Origin of the sequence: Dickeya ananatis (assembly GCF_019464615.1) — a bacterium.
GTDB classification, from domain to species: Bacteria; Pseudomonadota; Gammaproteobacteria; order Enterobacterales; family Enterobacteriaceae; genus Dickeya; species Dickeya oryzae.
The window spans coordinates 1383406-1401966 of record NZ_CP040816.1; the positions used below are offsets into that span (position 1 = coordinate 1383406).

12 protein-coding genes and 1 other RNA gene are annotated in these 18561 nt (G+C 55.5%); 9 read left to right on the forward strand and 4 right to left on the reverse strand.

Annotated elements, in window-relative coordinates; all coding sequences use genetic code 11:
• Positions 1-7: 7 nt before the first annotated feature.
• From rlmKL to rmf, 6 genes are all read left to right on the forward strand, one after another.
• Positions 8-2131, forward strand: a complete 2124-nt coding sequence (gene rlmKL, locus FGI04_RS06005) for a bifunctional 23S rRNA (guanine(2069)-N(7))-methyltransferase RlmK/23S rRNA (guanine(2445)-N(2))-methyltransferase RlmL (protein ID WP_407336429.1) — start codon at positions 8-10, stop codon at positions 2129-2131.
• 5 nt (positions 2132-2136) lie between these two features.
• The gene (locus tag FGI04_RS06010) at positions 2137-4071 is read left to right on the forward strand and encodes an ABC transporter ATP-binding protein (protein WP_248589538.1); all 1935 of its coding nucleotides are present in this window, start codon (positions 2137-2139) and stop codon (positions 4069-4071) included.
• A gap of 179 nt (positions 4072-4250) precedes the next feature.
• A complete protein-coding gene (gene pqiA / locus FGI04_RS06015; RefSeq protein WP_342701142.1) occupies positions 4251-5519 on the forward strand; it encodes a membrane integrity-associated transporter subunit PqiA in 1269 nt (422 codons plus the stop codon).
• The gene (gene pqiB, locus FGI04_RS06020) at positions 5506-7152 is read left to right on the forward strand and encodes an intermembrane transport protein PqiB (protein WP_407339950.1); all 1647 of its coding nucleotides are present in this window, start codon (positions 5506-5508) and stop codon (positions 7150-7152) included. The genes pqiA and pqiB overlap by 14 nt, the downstream gene beginning before the upstream one ends.
• On the forward strand, positions 7149-7715 hold the full coding sequence (gene pqiC, locus FGI04_RS06025; RefSeq protein WP_407321529.1) for a membrane integrity-associated transporter subunit PqiC: 567 nt from the start codon (positions 7149-7151) through the stop codon (positions 7713-7715). Before pqiB ends, pqiC begins: the two co-directional genes overlap by 4 nt.
• Before the next feature lie 301 nt (positions 7716-8016).
• Positions 8017-8184: a ribosome modulation factor gene (rmf, locus tag FGI04_RS06030; protein ID WP_012884340.1), complete on the forward strand. Its 168-nt coding sequence runs from the start codon at positions 8017-8019 to the stop codon at positions 8182-8184.
• A gap of 94 nt (positions 8185-8278) precedes the next feature.
• Here the strand turns inward: rmf and FGI04_RS06035 are convergent, their stop codons facing one another.
• Both FGI04_RS06035 and ppsR read right to left on the reverse strand, forming a co-directional pair.
• Entirely contained in the window at positions 8279-9331 is a 1053-nt protein-coding gene (locus FGI04_RS06035) for a 3-deoxy-7-phosphoheptulonate synthase (RefSeq protein WP_342701140.1), read from the reverse strand.
• A gap of 163 nt (positions 9332-9494) precedes the next feature.
• The gene (gene ppsR, locus FGI04_RS06040; RefSeq protein ID WP_342701139.1) at positions 9495-10316 is read right to left on the reverse strand and encodes a phosphoenolpyruvate synthetase regulatory kinase/phosphorylase PpsR; all 822 of its coding nucleotides are present in this window, start codon (positions 10314-10316) and stop codon (positions 9495-9497) included.
• A 494-nt stretch (positions 10317-10810) separates the two neighbouring features.
• Here ppsR and ppsA point away from each other — a divergent pair, with 494 nt between their 5' ends.
• Entirely contained in the window at positions 10811-13189 is a 2379-nt protein-coding gene (gene ppsA, locus FGI04_RS06045; RefSeq protein WP_342701138.1) for a phosphoenolpyruvate synthase, read from the forward strand.
• A 96-nt stretch (positions 13190-13285) separates the two neighbouring features.
• Here the strand turns inward: ppsA and rprA are convergent.
• Both rprA and ydiK read right to left on the reverse strand, forming a co-directional pair.
• Positions 13286-13396: antisense sRNA RprA (rprA, locus tag FGI04_RS06050), an RNA gene on the reverse strand.
• Positions 13397-13629: 233 nt separating this feature from the next.
• Entirely contained in the window at positions 13630-14730 is a 1101-nt protein-coding gene (ydiK, locus tag FGI04_RS06055; RefSeq protein WP_012884344.1) for an AI-2E family transporter YdiK, read from the reverse strand.
• Positions 14731-15068: 338 nt separating this feature from the next.
• Between ydiK and ydiJ the strand changes: the two genes are divergently transcribed.
• The gene (gene ydiJ, locus FGI04_RS06060) at positions 15069-18128 is read left to right on the forward strand and encodes a D-2-hydroxyglutarate dehydrogenase YdiJ (RefSeq protein WP_407336430.1); all 3060 of its coding nucleotides are present in this window, start codon (positions 15069-15071) and stop codon (positions 18126-18128) included.
• Positions 18128-18550: a hotdog fold thioesterase gene (locus FGI04_RS06065; RefSeq protein WP_407273291.1), complete on the forward strand. Its 423-nt coding sequence runs from the start codon at positions 18128-18130 to the stop codon at positions 18548-18550. The genes ydiJ and FGI04_RS06065 overlap by 1 nt, the downstream gene beginning before the upstream one ends.
• Positions 18551-18561: the final 11 nt, after the last annotated feature.

Sequence of the window (18561 nt, forward strand, 5' to 3'; positions counted from 1 at the left end):
TCGCGATATGAACTCTCTGTTTGCCAGCACGGCACGTGGTCTGGAAGAATTGTTAAAAAGTGAACTTGAAGCGCTGGGCGCGCAGCACTGCACGGTGGTGCAGGGCGGGGTGCACTTTCAGGGAGACGATCGGCTGCTGTACCAAAGCCTGATGTGGAGCCGACTGGCATCGCGCATCCTGCTGCCGCTCAACGAGTGTAAAGTCTATAGCGATCTGGACCTGTACCTGGGGGTGCAGGCGATAGACTGGAGTTCGGTGTTTGACGTCAATCATACCTTTGCCGTGCATTTTACCGGCACCAATGATGAGATTCGCAACACCCAATACGGCGCGCTCAAGGTGAAAGACGCGATTGTCGACAGCTTCAGCCGTAAAACCGGCCAGCGCCCGGATGTTGCCCGTCAGCAGCCAGATATCCGTATTAATGTTTTTCTGCAACGCGAGAAGGCCAGCATCGCGCTGGATCTCAGCGGCGAGAGTCTACATTTGCGCGGCTACCGCGACATGGCCGGACAGGCACCGCTCAAAGAAAACCTGGCAGCGGCGATTGTGCTGCGTTCTGGCTGGGAAACCGGTACGCCGATGGTGGACCCGATGTGTGGCTCCGGTACGCTGCTGATTGAAGCGGCGATGATGGCGGCCGATCGCGCTCCCGGCTTGCATCGCCAGCATTGGGGTTTTCTGGCCTGGCAAAAACATAACCCAACGCTGTGGAAAAGCATTACCACCGAGGCACAGGAGCGTGCCCGAGCGGGTTTGCAGGCGACCACCTCCCGTTTCTTCGGTTCCGATATTGACCGCCGTATGGTGGAGATCGCCAGCAGCAACGCGCGCCGTGCTGGTGTTAGCTCCCTGATTCGGTTTGAAGCCCATGACGCTACACAGTTAAAGAACCCGCTGCCGCAAGGGCCGACGGGAACAGTGGTCAGTAACCCGCCTTACGGTGAGCGTCTGGAGAGCGAACCGGCGCTGATTGCGTTGCACAACCTGCTCGGTCGTAAAATGAAAAGCGAGTTCGGCGGCTGGAAGCTGTCGCTGTTTAGCGCCTCGCCAGAATTGCTCAGTTGCCTGCAACTACGTGCTGATCGCCAGTTCAAAGCCAAAAACGGCCCGCTGGAGTGCGTGCAGAAAAATTACCAACTGGCGGTAAACGAAAGCGGTGCGCCAACTACAGCCGCCTTTGCCGAGGATTTCGCCAATCGTCTGCGCAAGAATCTGCGTAAGCTGGAGAAATGGGCGCAGCAGCAGGGCATTGAGTGTTATCGCCTGTATGACGCCGACCTGCCGGAATATAACGTCGCGGTAGACCGTTACGGTGATCGGGTGGTGATTCAGGAATACGCACCGCCGAAAAGCGTTGATGCCCAGAAAGCGCGCCAGCGCTTGTTTGATGTGATTAACGCCACCCTGAGCGTACTGGGGTTGCCCGCCAGTCATCTGATATTGAAAACCCGTGAGCGTCAGAAAGGCAAAAACCAGTACGAAAAGCTGGCGGAGAAAGGGGAGTTCCTGCAGGTATCGGAGTTCAACGCCAAACTGTGGGTTAACCTGACCGACTATCTGGACACCGGGCTGTTTCTCGACCACCGTATCGCGCGCCGTATGCTGGGCGAAATGAGTAACGGCAAGGATTTCCTCAACCTGTTCGCGTACACCGGCAGCGCCAGTGTGCACGCCGGGCTTGGCGGCGCGCGTTCTACGACCACGGTGGATATGTCGCGTACTTATCTGGAATGGGCGGAGAAAAACCTGCGTCTTAACGGTCTGACCGGTTGTCAGCACCGGCTGATCCACGCTGATTGCCTGGCATGGATGCGGGAAACCCGCGAACAGTTTGACCTGATTTTTATCGACCCGCCAACCTTCTCCAACTCTAAACGGATGGACGAATCGTTTGATGTACAGCGTGACCACCTGATGCTGATGACCCAGCTCAAGCGCCTGTTGCGCCCTCGCGGTACCATCCTGTTTTCTAACAATAAACGCGGATTCCAGATGGACAAGGCCGGGCTTGCCACGCTGGGACTGGAGGCGAAAGAAATTACCGCGCAAACACAGTCGCAAGATTTCGCCCGTAACCGTCAGATTCACAACTGCTGGCTGTTGAAACACGCCGGCGAGGAAAAATAACGACTATGTCATTGATCAGTTTATCCGGCGCCTGGCTATCGTTCAGCGATGCGCCGCTGTTGGACAACACCGAACTGCATATTGAAGACAACGAGCGTGTGTGTCTGGTTGGGCGCAATGGCGCGGGCAAATCCACCTTGCTGAAAATTCTGGCAAAAGAAATCCCGCTGGATGATGGTCGGCTGGTGTACGAGCAAGACCTGATTGTGGCGCGCTTGCAGCAGGATCCGCCGCGCGATATCGACGGTACAGTGTTTGATTTCGTGGCCGAAGGCGTCGCGGCGCAGGCGGAATACCTGAAAGCCTACCATGTAGCGTTGCGTCAGGTCGGGGAAGACCCCAGCGAGAAGAACCTGAATCAACTGGCGAAGATTCAGGACGTGCTGGACCACCAAGGGCTGTGGAAGCTGGAAGACCGTATCAACGAGGTATTGGGCCAACTGGGGTTATCGGCGGATACGCCGTTGTCGGCGTTGTCTGGCGGCTGGCTGCGTAAAGCGGCGTTAGGGCGGGCGTTAGTCAGCGCGCCGCGGGTATTGTTGTTGGACGAACCCACCAACCACCTGGATATCGACACTATCGATTGGCTGGAAGGTTTCCTCAAAGCATTTTCCGGCAGCATTGTGTTTATTTCCCATGATCGGTCGTTTATTCGCAACATGGCCACCCGTATTGTCGATCTGGATCGCGGTAAGATGGTGTCCTGGCCTGGCGATTACGATAAATACTTGCTGGGGAAAGAAGAGGCGTTGCGGGTGGAAGAACTGCAGAATGCGGAATTCGACCGCAAACTGGCGCAGGAAGAAGTGTGGATTCGTCAGGGAATCAAAGCCCGCCGTACCCGTAATGAAGGTCGGGTGCGGGCGCTCAAGGCGATGCGACAAGAGCGGGCTGAGCGCCGTGAAGTCATGGGCAACGCCAGAATGCAGGTGGAAGAAGCGGCCCGCTCTGGCAAGATAGTGTTTGAACTGGAAGACGTACAGTATCAGGTCGACGGGAAAACACTGGTATCGGGCTTTTCTGCTCAGGTACAACGCGGCGATAAAATCGCGCTGGTCGGGCCGAATGGCTGCGGTAAAACCACGCTGTTAAAGCTGATGCTGGGTCAACTGGCACCGACATCCGGGCGCATTCACTGTGGTACCAAGCTGGAAGTGGCGTATTTCGATCAGCACCGTGCTGAGTTAGACCCGGAAAAAACGGTGATGGATAACCTCGCCGAAGGGAAACAGGAAGTGATGGTCAATGGCCGTCCGCGCCATGTACTGGGTTATCTACAGGACTTCCTGTTCCACCCGAAACGTGCCATGACACCGGTAAAAGCGCTGTCAGGTGGGGAGCGTAACCGTCTGTTGCTGGCGCGGTTGTTCCTCAAACCCAGCAACCTGCTGATTCTCGACGAACCGACCAACGATCTGGACGTGGAAACGCTGGAATTGCTGGAAGAGCTGTTGGAAAGTTATCAAGGAACCGTGCTGCTGGTCAGCCACGATCGTCAGTTCGTCGATAACTCGGTCACCGAGTGCTGGATTTTTGAAGGCAACGGCCTGATTGGCCGCTATGTCGGCGGGTATTATGATGCCCAATACCAGCGTGCCTCCGCTGCGCCATTGCGAAGTGCTGCCCCCGTAAAAAGCGTGGCAACCAAAGAAGACCTTGATAGCGAGAGCGCACAAAGCACACCGGCAGCACAGCCAGCTAAACGTAGCGGCGGTAAGCTCAGTTATAACCAACAGCGTGAACTGGAACAGTTGCCGCAACGTATTGAAGCGCTTGAGGGTGAGATTGCCTCGCTGCAACAGCAGATGAATGACCCGGCATTCTTTTCCCGATCGCATGATGAAACTCAGCCAGTGCTGGCGGCGCTGGCGCAAGCGGAACAGCAACTGGAGACTTGTTTTGAGCGCTGGGAAGCGCTTGAGGCACAAAAGAACGGCTGAGGCGCGGTGTTGTGCCGCGGCGCGTCATTTTTAACGGTAATGCTTTTTAACGGTAATGTTTTTTTAACGGTAATAGCCGGAGTGTTAAGGCGAGCGCCTCCATCGCGTTAACACCCCGGTAATGCCCGTGCGGCAGTATGAGCGATTGTTGTTATCAGCCAGGCCACAGGAGGCGGCGAATGGGTGTGCATCACCACCACTATGACCGGCATATGCTGTGTCCGCATTGTGATCTGCTGGTAGAACTGCCGACATTACAGGATGGGCAGCGGGCGGTGTGCCCGCGCTGTAAAACCGCGTTATCCAGCCGTCAGCGCGAGCCGCGCTGGCGTCCGGCCAGTTTTGCGTTTAGCGCACTGATGATGTTGCTGCTGTCCATGCTGTTTCCTTTCGTTTCGATGAGCGTGGCCGGTATTCGCAGTGAAATCACCTTACTGGAAATTCCCCGGGTGATGGTGGCGGAAAACTACGTCAGCATGGCGACGCTTTTTCTGCTGTTTGCCCAGTTGGTTCCCGCCTGTTCGATGACGGTGATCCTGTTACTGTGTCTGCGCGCGCCGTTGCCTGATGGGGTGCGGCGCCTGTTTACCCGGCTGCTGTTCCAGTTGAAAAGCTGGGGCATGGCGGAAATCTTCCTGGCTGGTGTACTGGTCAGCTTCGTCAAACTGATGTCATACGGCGATATTGGCATCGGTGCCAGCTTTATCCCGTATATCGTTTTCTGTCTGTTGCAACTGTTGGCTTTTCAGAGTCTGGATCGTCGCTGGTTGTGGGATGACGTCGCACCACCGCCGCTGATGCCAGCCGGGCTACAAGTCGGGCGGGTTGGACAAGCGCAGGGGGTGCGTTCCTGTCACTGTTGCAGTGCGATTCTGCCTGCCGCGGTAGTGCGTTGCCCACGCTGCCATACCCATGGTCATGTGCGGCGGCGTCACAGTTTGCAGTGGACACTGGCGCTGCTGTTCACGTCAGTGTTGCTGTATGTCCCTGCCAACCTGATGCCGATTATGGTGACCGAAGCCCTGGGACATAACGTCACCTCGACCATCATGTCCGGGGTTATCCTGCTGTGGGATTCCGGGTCGTGGCCGGTCGCGTTGGTGATTTTTGTCGCCAGTATCATGGTACCCACGCTTAAAATGCTGGCGATGGGGTGGTTGTGCTGGTGTGCGCACGGCGCGCGTCGTCATGACACCGAACGTCTGCACCGGGTGTATGAGGTCGTGGAATTTGTGGGGCGCTGGTCCATGATCGATGTTTTTGTTATTGCCGTACTGTCGGCGATGGTGCGTATGGGCCGACTGATGAGCATTTATCCGGCCATCGGCGCGGTGTTGTTTGCCACCGTGGTCATTCTGACCATGATTGCCGCAATGACCTTTGATCCCCGCTTGCTGTGGGATAGGCATCACGTGCAAGGAGAGGAGCATTCTGTTGACGAACACTAATCAAGGTATGGCGCAGATAGAAACTATCAAACGCTGGTCGCCGGTATGGATAGTGCCGATTGTGACCGTGCTGATTGGCGCCTGGATTCTGTTTTATCACGTGAGTCATCAGGGGCCGGAAATTACGCTGACCACCAGTAATGCGGATGGAATCGAGCCGGGAAAAACGGCGATCAAAAGCCGCAGCGTGAACGTGGGCGTGGTGGAAGGGGTGAGGCTTAGCGAAGACTTGCACCAGGTGGAGATCAAGGCACGGTTAAACGACGGCATGGATAAACTGCTGAGCAAGGATTCGGCGTTTTGGGTCGTCAAGCCACAGATAGGCCGTGAGGGTGTTTCCGGGTTGGGAACGTTGCTGTCCGGCGCGTTCATCCAACTCCAGCCAGGCTCCAGCAAGGAAGACAGCCGCACGTTCAAACTACTGGATTCGCCACCGCTGGCGTCACCTGACGCGAAAGGGATCCGTATTATTCTCAACAGTGTACAGTCCGGGCAGCTGAGCGCGGGCGACCCGGTGCTGTTTCGTGGCTATCGGGTGGGCTCGGTAGAAACCAGCCATTTTGATCCCGCCGCCAGAAAAATACAGTATCAACTGTTTGTCGCCTCACCTTATGACCAACTGGTGACATCGAATGTCCGTTTCTGGAAAGACAGCGGCGTGGCGCTCAATCTGTCGGCACAGGGAATGCGGGTGGAGATGGGCTCGCTGAGTACGTTGCTCAGTGGCGGCGTCAGTTTTGATGTGCCTACCGGTTGGGACATCGGCAGCCCGGCGCATGAGCGTGATGAATACCAACTGTTTGATAATCAGAACAGTATTCAGGATTCGCTTTACACCGAATACAAAGAGTATTTGCTGTTTTTCGACGAGTCGGTTCGTGGCTTGCAGGCGGGGGCACCGGTCGAGTTTCGTGGCATCCGCCTGGGGACCGTGACCGAAGTGCCGTTCTTTCCTAAAAACATGTCGCAGCGTTTTGATAGCGATTATCGCATTCCGGTCCTGGTACGCATCGAACCAGGGCGGCTCAAGCCTGGATTACGTGGCCAGATCAACCTGGAGCGAGAGTTAAGCAAAGGTGCCGACTCGGGGATGCGGGCATCCATGAAAACCGCCAATCTGTTGACCGGTGCGTTGTATGTGGATCTGGATTTTTACCCGCAACAGAAAGGCCGGATGACGTCGCTGACGCAGGTGGATGGTTACCCGGTGCTGCCGACGGTGAATGGCGGCCTGACGCAGATTCAGCAAAAACTGATGTCGGTGTTGGATAAGATCAATGGCCTGCCACTCAATCCGATGGTGGAACAGGCAACGAAAACCCTGACAGAGAGTCAGTCCACCCTGCGTGAGTTGCAGAAAACGCTGGCGTCACTCAATAAGCTGACCAGTAGCGATGCGATGCAGCAGTTGCCCGCGGATATGCAACGCACCTTGCGCGAGCTGAACAGTAGCCTGCAAGGAGTACAGCCCGGCTCACCGGCCTACAACCGCATGGTGGTCGATATGCAACGCCTCGATCAGACGTTGCGTGAGTTGCAGCCGCTGCTGCGTACCCTGAATGACAAGAGTAACGCGCTGATTTTCGAGGCACCGGGTGCCCGTGATCCACAACCGAAGAAGGCGAAACCATGATAAAGCAATGGCCGTTGTGGCTGGTGTTGTTGCTGGCTGCCTGTAGCAGCCCGCAGAAAGTCTATTATCAACTGCCTGCTATGACGCAGGGGACAACCAGCCTGTCGGTGACGCCAGCCGACAGTCGCCAGTTGTGGGTAGCGCCCGTTGTCCTGACCGATTCGCTGGCTGGAAACGGCATCGTGTTCCAGACCTCAGCAGTGCGTTATACCATTGCCACCAACAATCTGTGGGCCAGCCCGCTGGATCAGCAACTGCAGCAGGCGTTGGCATCGTCGTTACGCACCCGTCTGCCGGGGTGGAATGTGGTGACTAACGGTGTTGCCAGCGCGGCGGCGTCCAGTTTGCAAATTAATGTGACAGCGTTTCAGGGGCGCTTTGACGGTAAAGCGGTTATCCAGGGGGATTGGGTGCTACGTAGCAATAAGCGTATCGTGATCCAGCCGTTTAGTTTCGAGGTGGCACAAACCGAAGATGGTTATGACGCATTGGTTGCCGCGCTTGGCAAAGGCTGGCAGCAGGTAGCAGAGCAGATTAGTCAGCGGCTATTAGCCGCGAATTAAGACTTATCTGACGTGAAACTCGGATGTCTTATACCGAGAGAGATTGAGTTATAGCAAATACCTCTGAATCCCGTTTTTGTGAGCATGATCGGGTTTCAGGGGTTTTGTTTTTGTCTCAGCCGGTTAGCGCGAAATGTGGTTTTATTCTACGGAAAACTCTTCATTCTGGTTCACAAATATGACAATGGCGTGAATTTTGCGCCTTGATCTTCGTCTCCCAAATGGCTATTCACAAAGTGTGGTTGCATGAAAAACGACCACTGTTTTCTTTCCACCAGAGTCGAAATGAGGGAAACAAGGCATGAAGAGACAGAAAAGAGATCGTCTGGCACGGGCGCATTCACGGGGCTACCAGGCTGGTATCATTGGCCGGTCCAAGGAGCTCTGTCCTTATCAATCTATCGATGCCCGGTCTAACTGGTTGGGAGGCTGGCGAGAAGCCATGGAGGACAGGGCAGTGATGGCCTGATCACGCCTTGTCAATCGAAAAGGGAACAACCTCCGCTGCGGCGGAGGTTTTCGTTTTCAGGTTTGGGTGATGCAGTGCGCCGAATGGCGTCCCGTCAGCGAGCAAAACGGCTGTCTACCGCATCCGCCAGCATACTTAACAGACGTTCGCTATCTTGCCAGCCGAGGCAGGCGTCGGTAATCGACTGACCATAGGTGAGTTGGTCTGGATGGCGTAGCGGTTGGGTGCCTTCTACCAAAAAACTCTCGGCCATCACGCCAGCAATGGCGCTGCCACCGTCACGAATCTGGTCACATATCGTCTGGGCGACCGTCAGTTGCCGCTGGAACTGTTTCTGGCTGTTGCCGTGGCTGAAATCCACCACCAGTCGTTCTGGTAGTGAGAATTCCCGCAGCGCGTTGCAGGCGGCGGCAATGTGCTCCGCTTCGTAATTGGGGGCTTTGCCGCCACGCAGAATAATATGTCCGAATGGGTTGCCGTGGGTCTGATACACCGTCATACGGCCGTGTTCATCAGGCGATAAAAGCATATGACGCGCGCGGGCGGCACGGATAGCGTCAATCGCGATACGGACGTTGCCGTCGGTACCGTTTTTGAACCCTACCGGACAGGAAAGCGCAGAGGCCATTTCCCGATGGATTTGGCTCTCGGTCGTGCGTGCGCCAATGGCTCCCCAACTGATGGTATCGGCAATGTACTGCCCGGTGACGATATCCAGAAACTCGGTGGCGGTTGGCAGCCCAAGCGCGTTGATATCCAGCAGCAACTGGCGCGCCTGCGTCAATCCTTCATTGATCAGGAAGCTGCCGTTAAGCTGTGGATCAGCTATCAGCCCTTTCCAGCCCACCACGGTGCGTGGTTTTTCGAAGTAGGTCCGCATGACAATCTCCAGCCGGTGCTGGTATCGCGTCCGTAATGCGGCCAAACGTTGGGCATACTCTCTGGCGCTATCAATATGGTGAATGGAACATGGGCCAATGATCACCAGCAAACGGCGATCTTGCCCGGAAATAATACGTTCTATGCGTGCGCGTGAGGCGATGACGGTGTCGGCGATATCCGGTGTGAGCGGAAGTTCGGTCAACAGTTCATGGGGCGTCATCAGACTGGCAAGTCGTTCACTGCGCCGCTGATCAGTTAGTTGCATGTGTAATCTCTAAATGTCCGTGAAATCTATCGTATCGATCCTTGTCGGCCTGGTTGACCTGCGGGGAGGTGGCTGTAAAGCCACCTATATGCCTGCGGGACCGCCTGACCGCGATGACCGTAGTTTATCACAGGAGATTTGCTACTCCGATGGATGAGATCAATTAATACATACGTCGATTTATGCCCATCAGGTCAATAATTCTGGCTGAAATTTCTTCTACCGAATAATTGGTGGTGTTGATGTAGCGAATTTGGTGACGACGGAACAGCGATTCCACTTCGCTCAGCTCCATACGGCATTGCCGCAGGGACGCGTACCGGCTGTTGCCGCGGCGTTCTTCACGAATGGCGGTGAGGCGCTCGGCATCAATGGTTAACCCGAACAGTTTTTGTTGATAAGGCTTGAGCGCGTCCGGTAATAACAGGTTGTCCATGTCGTCGGCAGTGAAAGGATAGTTGGCGGCGCGAATGCCGAATTGCATCGCCAGATAAAGGCTGGTGGGGGTTTTGCCGCAGCGGGAAACGCCCAGTAGAATCACCTGTGCCTGATCGAGATTTCGCAATGAAATGCCATCATCATGCGCCAGCGTATAGTCGATGGCGGCGATGCGGGCGTCATATTTGATCAGGTTGTTGGCGGTTAACCCGTGGGTGCGATTGGCTACCGGCGTTGGTGAAACCCCCAACTCTTGCTGCAGCGGCGCGACCAGCGCTTGCACGATATCCTGACAAAATCCTTCGCTGCCGATGATGATGTCGCGGATAGCGGGCGTGACAATGGAATAGAATACCAGTGGGCGCACGCCGCTTTGATGGTATAAGCTATTAATCTGATCGCGAACAGCGGCGGCCCGGGTTTCATTATCGACAAACGGCAAGGTGTAGCTGGTGGTGCCGACCGGAAACTGGGACATGACCGCATGGCCTAGCACTTCTGCGGTAATGGCCGTGCCGTCGGATACATAAAATACGCTTCTTTCCATACTGACTCCTTAAATGCCCTCGCTGGCTATCATATACTCGTCATACTTCAAGTTGCAGGTGCGTTGGCGGCGTTCGTTCACCCGAATCACTTACCTGAGTAAGCTCATCGGGACTCACTCTCTTGCCGCATTACAAGGCTCTAATGAGCCTTGCCCTGAAGGGCCAACGCATTGCGTTGTTCAACACGCATGCGTGTTGTCCTGCAACTCGAATTATTTTGGGTATAAGGCTTTTGTGCCGAAAATCAGGTGTTTCCTGACTTTTTTGTTGAAACGGCATTTCATTATCCTCATGATTACGATGATATTATTTCACAATATTGGGATTTTTCTGACTTTTAGCAATCTCAATCCACGAATTCCTTTTTTTTTCACCTGGTTGATCGATTCACCTTTCCGTCCTTTTTGAAACCCTGTGCTACGCTGATAAAGCCGAAACTCATTCACGGCGAAATATTTCACACCCTAATTGTATGCAAAAAGGATTATTTTCGATGTCTAACAACGGCCCTGATATGCGTAATGTCCTGTGGTATAACCAGCTTGGTATGCACGACGTTGAGCGGGTGGGAGGCAAAAATGCCTCGCTGGGGGAAATGATCACGAATCTGTCGGAACTTGGGGTGTCGGTTCCGAATGGTTTTGCGACCACCGCCCAGGCGTTTAATGACTTTCTTAACCAAAGCGGTATCAATCAGCGTATCTATGAGCTGTTGGATCGCACCGATGCCGACGACGTCAGCCAGTTGGCTAAAGCCGGTGCACAGATTCGTCAGTGGATTATTGATACGCCATTCCAGCCGGAGCTGGAGCAGGCTATCCGTAGCGCCTATCAGCAACTGGCGGATGGCGAACCGGAAGCATCCTTTGCGGTGCGCTCGTCGGCAACGGCGGAAGACATGCCGGATGCGTCCTTCGCGGGTCAGCAGGAAACCTTTCTTAACGTACAGGGCATAGACGCCGTGATGGTGGCGGTGAAGCACGTGTTTGCCTCACTGTTTAACGATCGCGCCATCTCTTATCGCGTGCATCAGGGCTATGATCACCGTGGCGTGGCGTTATCCGCCGGGGTACAGCGCATGGTGCGTTCCGATTTGGCGGCTTCTGGCGTTATGTTTACGCTGGATACCGAATCGGGTTTCGATCAGGTGGTATTTATTACCGCAGCCTGGGGCCTGGGTGAAATGGTGGTACAGGGTGCGGTGAACCCGGATGAGTTTTATGTGCATAAACCGACGCTGCTGAGCGGTAAACCGTCGATTGTGCGCCGCAATATGGGCTCGAAGAAAATCCGCATGGTGTATGCCGCAACGCAAGAGCACGGCAAACAGGTGCGGGTGGAAGACGTGGAAGAAGCACAGCGTACCCGGTTTTGTCTGAGTGATGACGAAGTGCAGGCGCTGGCGCATCAGGCGCTGTTGATCGAAAAACACTATGGCCGCCCCATGGACATCGAGTGGGCCAAAGACGGTCACACCGGCAAGCTTTACATCGTGCAGGCACGACCGGAAACGGTGCGCTCCAACGGTCAGGTGATGGAACGTTATCATCTGCCAGCGGGCGGTAAGGTGTTAGTGGAAGGGCGTGCTATCGGCCATCGCATCGGTGCCGGTGAAGTGAAAATCGTCCATGACATCAGTGAAATGCATCGAGTGAATGCGGGTGATGTGCTGGTGACCGACATGACCGACCCTGACTGGGAGCCGATCATGAAAAAAGCGGCGGCTATCGTCACCAACCGTGGCGGGCGTACCTGCCATGCGGCGATTATCGCTCGTGAACTGGGTATTCCTGCGGTGGTGGGTTGTGGCGATGCCACGGAGCGTTTGCAGAATGGCCAAAAAGTCACTGTGTCCTGTGCTGAAGGCGATACCGGCTATGTCTATCAGGACTTGCTGGACTTCACCGTGAAAAGCTCGCAGGTGGACGCCATGCCGCCGCTGCCGCTGAAAATCATGATGAACGTCGGTAACCCGGACCGGGCATTCGATTTCGCCTGCCTGCCGAATGAAGGGGTCGGGTTGGCGCGCCTCGAGTTCATCATCAACCGGATGATTGGGGTTCACCCGCGTGCGTTGCTGGAGTTTGAGCAGCAAACGCCAGAATTGCAGCGTGAAATCCGCACCCTGATGCAAGGGTATGACGATCCGGTGGAATTCTATATCGAACGTCTGAAAGAGGGCATCGCGACGCTGGCGTCAGCGTTCTGGCCGAAGCGTGTGATCGTGCGTTTGTCCGACTTCAAATCCAACGAGTACGCCAACCTGTTGGGCGGCACTCGCTACGAACCGGAAGAAGAAAACCCGATGCTGGGCTTCCGTGGCGCTGGTCGTTATGTATCGCCGAATTTCCGTGCCTGCTTTGCGCTGGAATGTGAAGCGGTGAAACGGGTCCGCAACGGCATGGGGCTGACCAATGTCGAAGTGATGATTCCGTTTGTACGCACAGTGGCGCAAGCGGAGGCCGTGGTGGCGGAGCTGGCGAATCAAGGGCTGAAACGTGGCGAGAATGGCCTGAAAATCATCATGATGTGCGAAATTCCGTCCAACGCTTTGCTGGCGGATGAGTTCCTGAAACACTTTGATGGTTTCTCTATCGGCTCGAACGACATGACCCAGCTTACGTTGGGGCTGGACCGCGACTCTGGTGTCGTCTCCGAGTTGTTTGACGAACGCAATGACGCGGTGAAGGCGTTGCTGGCAATGGCGATCCGTGCTGCGAAAAAACAAGGCAAATACGTTGGAATCTGTGGTCAGGGGCCGTCTGACCATGAAGATTTCGCGGCCTGGCTGATGGATGAAGGCATTGATAGCCTGTCGCTGAACCCGGATACCGTGGTGCAGACCTGGCTGAGCCTGGCTGAAAAACGCTAACATTTCGTCTGACTGTTCGATCATACCTAACCGCCTGGCGCAGATGCCGGGCGGTTTTTTTTATGCCTGTAGACGGTATTGGCGGCAAGGTGCAGATAAAAAAAATGCCCACCTCGGGGGATGGGCAAAGACTACACACAGCAATTCGTTACTAGCTCTGACGAGGAGAAACCTCACTGACAAACATTACGTTAACAATAGCTCCGGGTATGAATACTAGGTTTTGGACCGAGTCGAGTCATTAGGAATCATCCTAATGGTTAATTATTTTTGAATTATTGATTTGCGGTAAAAGTGTTTTTTTCAGGAAAATCGATCTGGAATCGAGTTAAATAGCAAAAATAGTGTTTTATGGCTGGGAGGTTTCTTAAAAAGATAAAATTATCTTACATATTAGGAATGTTCCCGGTGCGGATTACACCGGGAAATGAATGCAGTAATCAGGGTTTTTTGTGGTGGTGTGAGAGCGTGCGGATCGGCTGCGGTTCCGGTGAGGCTTTCATCCAGGCCGACAATAAACGGTAGGACACCGCCAACACTACTGGGCCAATAAATAACCCGATCATGCCGAATGCCAGCAACCCGCCGATGACGCCGGACAAGATCAGCAACATCGGTAAATCCGCGCCCATACGAATCAGCAACGGGCGAATAATGTTATCCAACGTGCCGACGACACAGCTCCAGACCAGTAAGACGGTGCCCCAGGTGGTGTCACCGCTCCAGTACAGCCAGATAATGGCCGGTACCAGTACGGTCAACGGGCCGATTTGCGCCACACAAGACAAAAACATCAATACCGTGAGCAGCGTAGTGTAGGGGATACCGGCCAGCGCCAGGCCAATACCGCCCAGCACCGACTGTACGATGGCGGTGACGACGACCCCAAGGGCGACCGCTCGAATAGCCTGAGCCGCCAGAATCACCGCCGAATCCCCGCCCTGACCCCCCAGCCGAATGGCAAACCGGCGCACACCCAGGGCCACCTGATCGCCTTTGCTGTACAGCAACACGCTAAATAGCACCATCAGTGCGCAGTGCATCAGGAAACGGCCGACATGTGCCGCCTGAGAAACAACCCAGGAAGCCGTCTGGCCGATATAGGGCTGGATTTTGGCCATCAGCGCCGGGCCGCCGCTGTGCGCCAGCGCATGCCAACTGCTGTGCAACTTGGCACCCACCAGCGGGATGGATTGCAGCCAGTCAAGCGACGGCGGGGTCATCCGCCCTTGTGCGCTGACCCAGTTGATCAGGTTGGAAGCGTTGTCTATGACGCTACTGACCAGAATGGATGTCGGGAAAACGAACAACAAGACCAGCAGTATGGTCATGACGATAACGGCCAGCGAACGGTATCCCCAGAGTATCTGCTGCAATCGGATGAGCAGCGGCCAGGTGGCGATAACCACCATGCTGGCCCAGGCGAACCCGAGAATAAAGGGTTGTACGACCCAGAAGCAGGCAATGATCATAATGCCAATAAATAACAGGCTAAACAGTATTCGAGCGAGATCGAATCGCTGTGACTGAGATTGTCTCATCAAGAGAGGTTACCTCGTTAATTCAGGCGACAGGCCTAATGCAAGATGATGAAAACAGGGCTGGCGGTCATGTCTGTCTGGCTGACAGTCAGAAGCCGGGCCAGAATTTATCATGCGTGATTTACAGCGATTTGCACAGTGATTCCTGAGCGTGAGCGGCTATCGGCGCTGTGTCGCAACATGGATTTATGGTCGTTGCCTGTTTAAGTTTTTATTGATCCGTTGACGCACTACCGGGGGAAATATGATAAAACGAAAGGCCTGCAGGTAGCGGATTGCTGCCCGCCGACACGTATTTTATTGGCAAACACCTCTCGCATGGACAGGGTCAACAGATAATGATCCCACAGATCACACAAGCGCCGGGAATCGTTCAACCGGTGCTGAGCTTTTTGGAAGCCTTGAAACAACACGGTTTTACCGGCGATATCGCCACGCAGTACGCTGATCGCCTGACGATGGCGACGGATAACAGTATCTATCAGTTATTGCCGGACGCGGTGGTGTTTCCCCGCTCGACCGCTGACGTATCACTGCTCGCCCGGCTGGCGGGTGAAGCGCGTTTTCATGAGCTGGTGTTCACGCCACGTGGCGGCGGCACCGGCACCAACGGACAGGCGCTCAATCACGGTATTGTGGTGGATATGTCGCGCTACATGAACCGCATTCTGGAAATCAACCCGGAACAAGGGTGGGTACGGGTGGAAGCGGGGGTCATCAAGGATCAACTGAACCAGTACCTGAAACCTTACGGCTACTTTTTCTCGCCGGAGCTCTCCACCAGTAACCGCGCGACGCTGGGCGGTATGATTAATACCGATGCCTCGGGACAAGGGTCGCTGGTGTATGGCAAAACCTCAGACCATGTGTTGGGTTTGCGCGCGGTACTGCCTGGCGGTGAACTGCTGGATACGCGGGCGATGCCGGTCGCGCTGGCGGAACAACTGGCGCAGGAAGATTCACCGGTCGGGCGTATATACCACACCGTGCTGCATCGTTGCCGTGAGCAGCGCCAGCTGATTATCGACAAATTTCCCAAGCTGAACCGTTTTCTGACCGGGTATGACCTGCGTCATGTGTTCAGCGATGATATGCAAACCTTTGACCTGACCCGCATCCTGACCGGTGCGGAAGGGACGCTGGCGTTTATTACCGAAGCGAAGCTGGACATCACGCCGCTGCCCAAGGTGCGGCGGCTGGTTAATGTCAAATATGACTCGTTCGATTCCGCCTTACGCAACGCGCCGTTCATGGTGGAAGCACGCGCACTGTCGGTGGAGACGGTGGATTCGAAAGTGCTGAATCTGGCACGTGAGGACATCGTGTGGCACTCAGTCAGCGAACTTATCACCGATGTCCCCGGCGAAGAGATGCTAGGGTTAAACATTGTCGAGTTTGCTGGTGACGATGAAACGCTTATCGATGGCCAGGTGGCCTCGTTGTGCGAACGTCTGGATGGACTGCTGGTTAGCCGTGAGGCCGGGGTGATCGGCTATCAGGTTTGTCGTGATCTGGTGGGGATCGAGCGTATTTACGGCATGCGCAAGAAAGCGGTCGGTCTGCTTGGCAACAGCAAAGGGCTGGCAAAGCCGATCCCGTTTGCGGAAGACACCTGTGTACCGCCGCCGCATCTGGCGGATTACATTGCCGAATTCCGTGCACTGCTGGATAGCCACCACCTGAGTTACGGTATGTTTGGCCACGTCGATGCCGGGGTGTTACATGTCCGTCCGGCACTGGACATGTGCGACCCACAGCAGGAAGTGCTGATGAAACAGCTTTCCGATCAGATAGTGGCGCTCACTGCCAAATACGGTGGCCTGTTATGGGGCGAACACGGTAAAGGTTTCCGTGCTGAATACAGCCCGGCATTTTTTGGGCCGGAACTGTATGACGAGTTGCGCCGAATCAAAGCCGCGTTTGACCCGGATAACCGCCTCAACCCCGGCAAGATCTGTGCGCCGCTGGGGGTAGATGCGCCGATGATGAAAGTGGACGCGGTAAAACGCGGCACCTATGACCGGCAGATTCCGCTGACAGTACGTACCGCTTACCGTGGTGCCATGGAGTGTAACGGTAACGGTCTGTGCTTCAATTTCGATACCCGCAGCCCGATGTGCCCGTCGATGAAAGTGACCGGCAACCGTATCCACTCGCCGAAAGGGCGCGCCACGCTGGTGCGCGAATGGTTGCGTTTGTTGTCAGAGCAAGGGGTAGATCCGCTGGCACTGGAGCAGGCACTGCCGCGCCAGCGCGTCAGTTTTCGCGGCCTGATCGCCAAAACCCGCAATACCCTGGCGGCGCGTCAGGGCGAGTATGACTTCTCGCATGAGGTCAAAGAGGCGATGTCTGGTTGTCTGGCCTGTAAAGCCTGCTCGACGCAATGCCCGATCAAAATTGATGTGCCCGGCTTTCGTGCCCGTTTTCTGCAACTGTACCACACCCGTTACCTGCGACCGGCCCGCGACTACCTGGTAGCCGGTGTGGAAAGCTACGCCCCGTTGATGGCGCGCAGTCCGAAAGCGTTTAACTTCTTCCTGAGCCAGCCGTGGGTCAATACGATTAGCCGTACGGTGATCGGTATGGTGGATTTGCCGTTACTGTCGACACCATCGCTGCGCCAGCAGTTTGTCGGTCACCGGGCGATGACCACCACGCTGGAGCAACTGGAGCAGATGTCAGCGCAGGCCCGTGCTGATCACGTGCTGATCGTGCAGGATCCCTTTACCAGCTATTACGATGCACAGGTGGTGGCGGATTTTGTTCGGTTGGTCGAAAAGTTGGGGTTACGGCCGGTGTTGCTGCCGTTCTCACCGAACGGTAAACCGCAGCATATCAAAGGATTCCTGCAGCGTTTTGCGAAAACCGCCGGTAAAACTGCCGAGTTTCTGAACCGGGTTGCCCGTCTGGGGTTACCGATGGTGGGAGTCGATCCGGCGCTGGTGCTGTGTTATCGGGACGAATACCGGGAAGTGCTGGGTGATAGGCGCGGTGAGTTTCAGGTACAACTGGTACATGAGTGGTTGACGACGCTGGTGAACAGCCGTGATGACCGCGCTCCGGCCCTGCGTGACGAGCCGTGGTATTTGTTCGGTCACTGCACTGAAACCACGGCGTTGCCTGCCAGCGGACAACAGTGGGCGGCGATTTTCGCGCATTTTGGTGCCCGGCTGGAAAATGTCAGCGTCGGTTGTTGCGGTATGGCCGGTACTTACGGTCATGAAACCCGCAATCTGGCCCATTCTCAGGGGATCTATGCTCTTTCCTGGCAACCGTCCCTGCAACGGCTGCCGCAGGCGCGTTGTCTGACTACCGGTTATTCCTGTCGTAGTCAGGTTAAGCGCGTGGAAGGGCGTGGAGTCAAACATCCGTTGCAGGCGTTGCTGGAGCTGGTGTGATGCTGTGGAAACGTAGTGTAAATATAGAACAACTCAACCAGATGGCGGTGGGCGGTATGGCCGGCCATATCGGTATCCGCATGACGCGCCTGAGTGACGATACGCTGGAAGCGGTGATGCCGGTGGATCATCGCACCCGCCAGCCGTTTGGTCTGCTGCATGGTGGGGCGTCGGTGGCGCTGGCGGAATCGCTGGGCTCTATCGCCGGTTACTTGTGTTCAGAAGGCGACCAACGGGTAGTGGGGGTGGAGATTAACGCTAACCACCTGCGGGCGGTCACCGAAGGCGAGGTGCGAGGAGTGTGTCGTGCGTTGCACACCGGTAAACGGATGCAAGTCTGGCAGATTGATATTTTCGACAGCCAGGATCGACTGTGCTGCACCTCACGACTGACTACCGCGGTGATTTCACCCGACGCCTGATATCTGTCTTA

Coding starts and splice junctions, on each gene's coding strand:
- rlmKL (WP_407336429.1), top strand. CDS start 8: ATGAACTCTCTGTTTGCCAGCACGGCACGTGGTCTGGAAGAATTGTTA.
- FGI04_RS06010 (WP_248589538.1), top strand. CDS start 2,137: ATGTCATTGATCAGTTTATCCGGCGCCTGGCTATCGTTCAGCGATGCG.
- pqiA (WP_342701142.1), top strand. CDS start 4,251: ATGGGTGTGCATCACCACCACTATGACCGGCATATGCTGTGTCCGCAT.
- pqiC (WP_407321529.1), top strand. CDS start 7,149: ATGATAAAGCAATGGCCGTTGTGGCTGGTGTTGTTGCTGGCTGCCTGT.
- rmf (WP_012884340.1), top strand. CDS start 8,017: ATGAAGAGACAGAAAAGAGATCGTCTGGCACGGGCGCATTCACGGGGC.
- FGI04_RS06035 (WP_342701140.1), bottom strand. CDS start 9,331: ATGCAACTAACTGATCAGCGGCGCAGTGAACGACTTGCCAGTCTGATG.
- ppsR (WP_342701139.1), bottom strand. CDS start 10,316: ATGGAAAGAAGCGTATTTTATGTATCCGACGGCACGGCCATTACCGCA.
- ppsA (WP_342701138.1), top strand. CDS start 10,811: ATGTCTAACAACGGCCCTGATATGCGTAATGTCCTGTGGTATAACCAG.
- ydiK (WP_012884344.1), bottom strand. CDS start 14,730: ATGAGACAATCTCAGTCACAGCGATTCGATCTCGCTCGAATACTGTTT.
- ydiJ (WP_407336430.1), top strand. CDS start 15,069: ATGATCCCACAGATCACACAAGCGCCGGGAATCGTTCAACCGGTGCTG.
- FGI04_RS06065 (WP_407273291.1), top strand. CDS start 18,128: ATGCTGTGGAAACGTAGTGTAAATATAGAACAACTCAACCAGATGGCG.